6 protein-coding genes, 1 pseudogene and 1 riboswitch are annotated in these 6,544 nt (G+C 70.7%); of the genes and pseudogenes, 3 read left to right on the top strand and 4 right to left on the bottom strand.

Features of this window, described 5'->3' with window-relative positions; translation table 11 throughout:
* The 4 genes and pseudogenes from ACIQIB_RS29140 to ACIQIB_RS29125 all read right to left on the bottom strand — a co-directional run.
* Positions 1-182 (bottom strand): annotated as a pseudogene (locus ACIQIB_RS29140) (ubiquinol-cytochrome c reductase cytochrome b subunit); the annotation flags it as partial.
* Positions 179-1,237, bottom strand: coding sequence for a Rieske 2Fe-2S domain-containing protein (locus tag ACIQIB_RS29135; protein WP_363607252.1), 1,059 nt, complete (start codon positions 1,235-1,237; stop codon positions 179-181). The gene ACIQIB_RS29135 and the pseudogene ACIQIB_RS29140, both read right to left, overlap by 4 nt.
* Positions 1,238-1,245: 8 nt before the next feature.
* Positions 1,246-2,055 (bottom strand): c-type cytochrome, encoded by an 810-nt coding sequence (locus tag ACIQIB_RS29130; protein ID WP_363607253.1) that lies wholly within the window; start codon positions 2,053-2,055, stop codon positions 1,246-1,248.
* A gap of 187 nt (positions 2,056-2,242) precedes the next feature.
* A complete protein-coding gene (locus ACIQIB_RS29125) occupies positions 2,243-2,863 on the bottom strand; it encodes a heme-copper oxidase subunit III (protein ID WP_360184421.1) in 621 nt (206 codons plus the stop codon).
* Positions 2,864-3,256: 393 nt separating this feature from the next.
* Between ACIQIB_RS29125 and ACIQIB_RS29120 the strand changes: the two genes are divergently transcribed.
* The 3 genes from ACIQIB_RS29120 to ACIQIB_RS29110 all read left to right on the top strand — a co-directional run bounded on the left by ACIQIB_RS29120 (position 3,257) and on the right by ACIQIB_RS29110 (position 6,539).
* A complete protein-coding gene (locus ACIQIB_RS29120; protein ID WP_400761590.1) occupies positions 3,257-3,682 on the top strand; it encodes a hypothetical protein in 426 nt (141 codons plus the stop codon).
* Between the two features lie 128 nt (positions 3,683-3,810).
* Positions 3,811-4,887, top strand: coding sequence for an anthranilate phosphoribosyltransferase (gene trpD / locus ACIQIB_RS29115; RefSeq protein ID WP_400761588.1), 1,077 nt, complete (start codon positions 3,811-3,813; stop codon positions 4,885-4,887).
* A 118-nt stretch (positions 4,888-5,005) separates the two neighbouring features.
* Positions 5,006-5,123, top strand: a riboswitch (SAM riboswitch).
* A gap of 51 nt (positions 5,124-5,174) precedes the next feature.
* Entirely contained in the window at positions 5,175-6,539 is a 1,365-nt protein-coding gene (locus tag ACIQIB_RS29110; protein ID WP_400761586.1) for an aminotransferase class V-fold PLP-dependent enzyme, read from the top strand.
* Positions 6,540-6,544 lie beyond the last annotated feature (5 nt).

The following is a 6,544-nucleotide window of genomic DNA, read 5'->3' as shown; positions in this document are numbered from 1 at the left end:
ATCTCGCCCAGCATGAAGGACCAGTGGTCCGGGAAGATCTTGCGGAGGTTGGCCCTGGCCAGGGAGTAGATCCCCAGCCGGCCGTCCGTCCAGTCAGCGGCCTGCTCCCACTTGTTGGCGGGCTTGGCACGCGTACTGGCGGGCTTGGCGGCACCGGACGTGGTGCTGCTCGCGCTACTCATCGAGCACGCTCCCAGTAGCTCGGGCCGACGGGCTCGTCGAAGTCGCCGGTGGCGACCAGGAAGCCCTTCTCGTCAGTGGTGATCTTCAGCTGCGGCAGCGGGTGGCCGGCCGGGCCGAAGATGACGCGTGCGCCGTCCGCCAGGTCGAAGGTCGACTGGTGGCAGGGGCAGAGCGCGTGGTGGGTCTGCTGCTCGTAGAGGCTGATCGGGCAGCCGACGTGGGTGCAGATCTTCGAGTAGGCGAGGATGCCCTCGAAGCCCTGCTCCCGGGAGCGGTCGTCCTTGATGTCCTCCGGCGCGATGCGCACCAGCATCAGGGCGTCCTTGGCGATCTGCTGCTGGAAGTCCTCGTCGTGGACGTGCAGACCCTCCGGCATGGCGAAGGTCAGCGAGCCGACGATGATGTCCTCGGCCTTCATCGGCGTGTTGGTGTTCATGTTGATGAGCTGCAGCGGCTTGGCCTCGGTGGCCTCGCGCCAGCCGGTGTGCGCCAGCTTGTCCTCGGGCAGCGGGCCCAGGTCGCGGAGCAGGACCACGCCGGAGAGCGGGACCAGCGCCATCGAACCGATGAGGGTGTTGCGGATCATCTTGCGGCGGCCGAAGCCGGACTCGGCGGCACCGGTCTTGAACTGGTCGATGACGTCCGCGCGGACCTCGTCGTCAGCCTCGATCGGGTGACGCTCGGCCGGCACCTCGTGGTCGGACATCAGGGTGCGGGCCCAGTGGACCGCGCCCGCGCCGATGCAGAACAGCGCCACGCCCAGGGTCAGGCCCAGCGCGAAGTTCAGCGCGCTGATGTGACCCAGCGGGAAGACGTAGACGATCTTGTCCGGGTCGATGGCCACGTAGGAGGCGATGAAGCCCACGGTGGCGAGCATCGAGACCACGAACATCAGCGAGACCTGGCGCTCGGCGCGCTTGGCGGCCCGCTCGTCGATGTCGGTCCGGCGGGGTTCGTGGGCCGGCAGGCCCGGGTCGGCGAACGGGTCGCCGTGGGCGGCCACCTCGTGGTGCCCGGCGGAGCCGTGCGGCTCCGGCAGCTTCTCTTCTGACATGTCGTGGCTCATGACTTCTTGGCCTTGGTGGTGTGGGCGGCGACCCAGATCGCGACCGCGATGAGCGCGCCGAGACCGAAGATCCAGCCGAACAGGCCCTCGGTCACCGGACCGAGGCTGCCGAGCGTGAGACCGCCGGGGTTGGGCTCATCGTTGGTGGCGTGGCGAACGAAGGCCACGATCTGCTTCTTCTGCTCCTCGGGCATGGTGGTGTCCGGGAACGACGGCATGTTCTGCGGGCCGGTCTGCATGGCCTCGTAGATGTGCTTGGCGTCCACGCCCTCCAGCGACGGGGCGTACTTGCCCTGGGTCAGGGCACCGCCCTGACCGGCGAAGTTGTGGCACTGGGCGCAGTTGGTGCGGAACAGCTCGCCACCCTTGGACACGTCGTCCGGGTTGGTCGAGGTGTACTGCTCCGGGTCCGGCCGCACCGGGCCGGGGCCGAGCGAGGCCACGAAGGCGGCCAGCTGGTCGATCTCCGACTGCGAGTAGATGTTCTTCTTGCGCGGCACCTGGGCGCCGGGCTGCTGGGCCGGCATGCGGCCGGTGCCGACCTGGAAGTCGACCGCGGCGGAGCCGACGCCGACCAGGCTGGGACCGTCGCTGCTGCCCTGACCGTTCAGGCCGTGGCAGGAGGAGCAGCCCACGGCGAAGAGCTTCTTGCCCTCATCGATCGCGAGCGACTGCGCGGCGACGTCGGCCTGCGCCTTGTCGGCGGGCGCGAACGCGGCGTACAGCCCCCCGGTTGCCGCCAGGGCGAGAAGTAGGACGACCAGCGCCGCCAATGGGTGGCGCCGTCGTGCGGAGAGCTTTTTCACGGAATAACCCCGGTGTCAGGATCTGGTCGACTGGTGGGTGCACCCGGCGGCCGGTCTGGCCGGCACGAGGCTGCCTGTTCTAGGGCTGCGCGCGCGGTCGGTCGGTGGGAGCGTCGGCACCGGCAAAGAGGCCCGTCGCCGGTGAGGGCGGGGACCGGAGCCGGTGGCCAGTGACCTGATCAGCTGGTTACTTGATCAGGTAGATGGTCGCGAACAGGCCGATCCACACGACATCGACGAAGTGCCAGTAGTACGACACCACGATGGCTGCGGTGGCCTGCTCGTGCGTGAAGCGCTTGGCTGCGTACGTCCGTCCCAGGACCAGCAGGAAGGCGATCAGACCACCCGTCACGTGCAGACCGTGGAAGCCGGTGGTCAGGTAGAACACCGTGCCGTACGGGTCCGAGGACAGCGAGAGGCCGTCCTTCTTGACCAGCTCGGTGTACTCGAAGATCTGGCCGCCGATGAAGATCGCGCCCATCACGAAGGTGATGACGAACCACGAGCGGAGCTTCTTCACGTCCCCGCGCTCGGCGGCGAACACGCCGAGCTGGCAGGTCAGCGAGGAGAGCACCAGGATCGTGGTGTTGACCGAGGAGAAGGGCACGTTGAGGGCGTGCGCCTTCTCGCTCCAGAACTCGGCTCCCTTGACGGAGCGGAGCGTGAAGTACATCGCGAAGAGGGCCGCGAAGAACATCAACTCGGAACTGAGCCAGACGATCGTTCCGACGCTGACCATGTTCGGCCGGTTGACCGATCCGTGCGCGTGCCCGGTTTCTACTGCTGTTGCTGTCGCCACGACGGACATTATGTCGGTCCCTTATTCCGTCTTCACGCCGGGGGGTGTCCCTCGGAGTGTCCGGTGCGTGCGGTATGCCCCCCCGGGGGCCGACGGGGCGTCCGGATGGCGGCTGAGCAGCGGCGTGTCCCTTTTCTGACGGTTCTTCGAAGGCCCCTTCGACCCTGTTGCCCTGCGTGTCGCTGCATGGTTCGGGGGTGGGTGGGGAGTAAAGGAGGGGCCGCCGTGTCGACCGTACGGGTGACTGCGAGGTCTGGGGTGACGGGCCGTCCTCCGACTGGGTGAGTCGTGGGCGCGGCGGCTTGAGAAGGGATCGCGCGGCAGGGACCGGCGGCAGGTGATCGGGAGTAGCATCCGGATCAGGCGAACGTGGTCCGGATCACACTTGAGGGAGCAGGGCCCATGGCGTACAAGACCGACGAGACGCTCACCGTTCTCGTCTACAGCCACGACCGCAACACCCGCGAGCAGGTGCTGACGGCGCTCGGCCGCCGGCCCGCCGAGGATCTGCCGGAGCTGTCCTACCTGGAGTGCGCGACGACCCCTGCCGTGCTCAAGGCGCTGGAGAAGGGCGGGGTGGACCTCTGCGTCCTGGACGGCGAGGCGGTGCCGGTCGGCGGGCTCGGCCTCGGGCGGCAGCTGAAGGACGAGATCTACGGCTGCCCGCCGGTGCTGGTGCTGATCGGACGGCCGCAGGACTCCTGGCTCGCCGCCTGGAGCCGGGCGGACGCGGCGATCTCCCGCCCGGTGGACCCGGTGGCGCTGGCGGAGTCCGCCGCCACCCTGCTCCGCGCCCGGCTGGAGAAGCGGGCGCCGGTCGCCCGCTGAGCGGTGCCGTCTCACTCCTAGAGAAGGCGGGTGCCGGGGCGGACCGGGGGACCTCGCCGCTCGATAGGCTGATTCCATTCCTACGGATGTCCCCGACCCCGGGGAACCGACAAGAGCTGGAGTCAGCCATGGTGAACGTGCACCCTGCGAACGGCGGCAACGACCCCGCGCAGGTGGTCCGCACCTGGCCGGACATCCTGTCGGCGCTGCTGAGGGGCGAGCACCTGAGCCGGTCGGCCACCGCCTGGGCGATGGACCGGATCATGAGCGGCGAGGCCTCCCCGGTCCAGGTGGCCGGCTTCATGGTGGCGCTGCGGGCCAAGGGCGAGACGGTCGACGAGATCTCCGGCCTGGTGGACTCGATGTACGCGCACGCCGAGCCGCTGGACATCCCCGGCCCGGCCGTCGACATCGTCGGCACCGGCGGCGACCGCGCCAAGACCGTCAACATCTCCACCATGTCGGCGATCGTCGCGGCCGCGGCCGGCGCCAAGGTGGTGAAGCACGGCAACCGGGCCTCCTCCTCGGCCAGCGGCTCCTCCGACGTGCTGGAGAAGCTCGGCATCGGCCTCGACCTCTCCGCGCGCCGGGTCGCCGAGGTGGCGGAGGAGGTCGGGCTCACCTTCTGTTTCGCCGCCAAGTTCCACCCGGCGATGCGGCACGCCGCCCCGGCGCGGCGCGACCTCGGGGTGCCGACGGCGTTCAACATCCTCGGCCCGCTGACCAACCCGGCCAGGGTGACCTCGCACGCGATCGGCTGCTTCGACACCCGGCTGGCCGGGCTGATCGCCGGGGTGCTGGCGCAGCGCGGCTCGAACGCCCTGGTCTTCCGGGGCGACGACGGTCTGGACGAGCTGACCATCTCCACCACCTCGCAGGTCTGGATCGTGCGCGACGGTGTCGTCACCGAGGAGTCCTTCGACCCGCGCCAGGTCGGCATCGAACTGGTCGGCATCGAGGCGCTGCGCGGGGCGGACGCGGCGTACAACGCGGAGGTCGCCCGTCGGCTGCTGGCGGGGGAGCGCGGGCCGGTGCGGGACGCCGTCCTGCTCAACACGGCGGCCGCGCTGGTGGCGCTGGAGCTGACCGGTGCCCCGCTCGCCGAGCAGCTGGCGGCCGGGATCGAGCGGGCCGCCGAGGCCATCGACTCGGGCGCGGCGCAGGACGTCCTGAAGCGCTGGTCGGAGGCCACCGCCCGGGCGTGAGAAGGAAGTTGGGGCCGGTGGCGGCGGGTCGCCACCGGCCCTTCGGCGTCTTCGCGGGGTGTCCGGATGGTGAAACCGTGTTTGACCGCCCGGCGGGCGCGACCTAGAGTCTTCGCCAGGTCATGAGTGACAGCGCAAAGCCCCAGCTGGCTGTCCGGCAACCCTCCGTCCGTGGCGGGGTGCCCTGGGTGAGGACCGGGTCACGCGGCAAACCGTCCGGGTGGCAAGCGCGGACACCCGGACGACACGCACTCCCGGGGTCCTGGACCCAGAAGGAGTGCATTCCCATGTCCCTCTCCACCGAAATCTGCGCCCCGCTCGCCGTCCTCGGTCAGGACGTTCAGGTCCCGCTGGTCAGTGGCGAGAAGGTCACCTACGCGGCGCTCGACTACGCGGCCAGCTCCCCGGCGCTCCAGCGGGTCTGGGACGACGTCGCCGCCTACGCCCCCTACTACGGTAGCGTGCACCGCGGCGCCGGCTACCTCTCCCAGCTCTCCACCGACCTGTTCGAGCAGAGCCGCCGCACCGTCGGCGAGTTCCTCGACCTGCGCGAGGGTGACCAGGTGGTCTTCACCCGGGCCACCACCGACTCGCTCAACCTGCTCGCCGGGGCCGTCCCGGTCGGCACCCGGGTGTTCGCCTTCGAGACCGAGCACCACGCCTCGCTGCTGCCCTGGCGCCACGCCGGCCTGGCGGTCAGCTACCTGCGCGCCCCGCGCTCGCACGCCGAGGCGGTCGCCGCCCTGGACGCCGCGCTGGCCGAGGCGCCCGAGGGCCCCAAGCTGCTCTGTGTCACCGGCGCCTCCAACGTCACCGGTGAGCTGTGGCCGGTCGCCGAGCTCACCGCGACCGCCCACCGGCACGGCGCCCGGGTGGTGCTGGACGCCGCCCAGCTCGCCCCGCACCACCGGGTCTCGGTGCGCGAGCTGGGCGTGGACTGGATCGCCTTCTCCGGCCACAAGCTGTACGCGCCGTTCGGCGCCGGGGTGCTGGCCGGCCGAGCCGACTGGCTGGACGCGGCAGAGCCGTACCTGGCCGGCGGCGGTGCCACCCGGACCGTGGCCCGGGAGGCCGACGGCTCGGTGGCCGTCCAGTGGCACACCGGCCCGGCCCGCCACGAGGCCGGTTCGCCGAACGTGATCGGTGTCTACTCCATCGCCTCGGCCTGCCGGGCGCTGACCGAGGCCGGTTTCGACGCGCTGGAGGCCCGGGAGCAGCAGCTGATCGCCCGGCTGAAGGCGGGCCTGGCGGACGTCCCGCAGGTGAAGGTGCTGAACCTGTTCGGCGCCGACTCGGCCCGGGTGGGCGTGCTCTCCTTCGTGGTCCAGGGCTGGAACAGCTCGCACTTCTCGGCCGCGCTCTCCGCCGAGTACGGCATCGGCGTGCGGGACGGCCTGTTCTGCGCGCACCCGCTGGTCCGCACCCTGCTCGGCGACGAGGACGTCGCGCCGTCCGAGTGCGGTGCGCCCGAGCCGTCGCTGCCGGGCGAGCGAAGCCTCAACGCGATCCGGGTCAGCTTCGGCGCCGGCACCCCGGACGAGCACATCGACCGCTTTCTGACCGCCGTCCGCGAGCTGGTCACGGACGGGGCGGCCTGGAACTACCGCAACGAGGGCGGCCGCTGCGTCGCGGACACGCGCCGCGCGGGCTGATCGTC

This window comes from Kitasatospora sp. NPDC092286, from assembly GCF_044755565.1.
In the GTDB taxonomy this organism is placed as follows: domain Bacteria; phylum Actinomycetota; class Actinomycetes; order Streptomycetales; family Streptomycetaceae; genus Kitasatospora.
The sequence above is the reverse complement of the archived record's forward strand: the minus strand, read 5'-3'. Positions and strand labels throughout refer to the sequence as shown.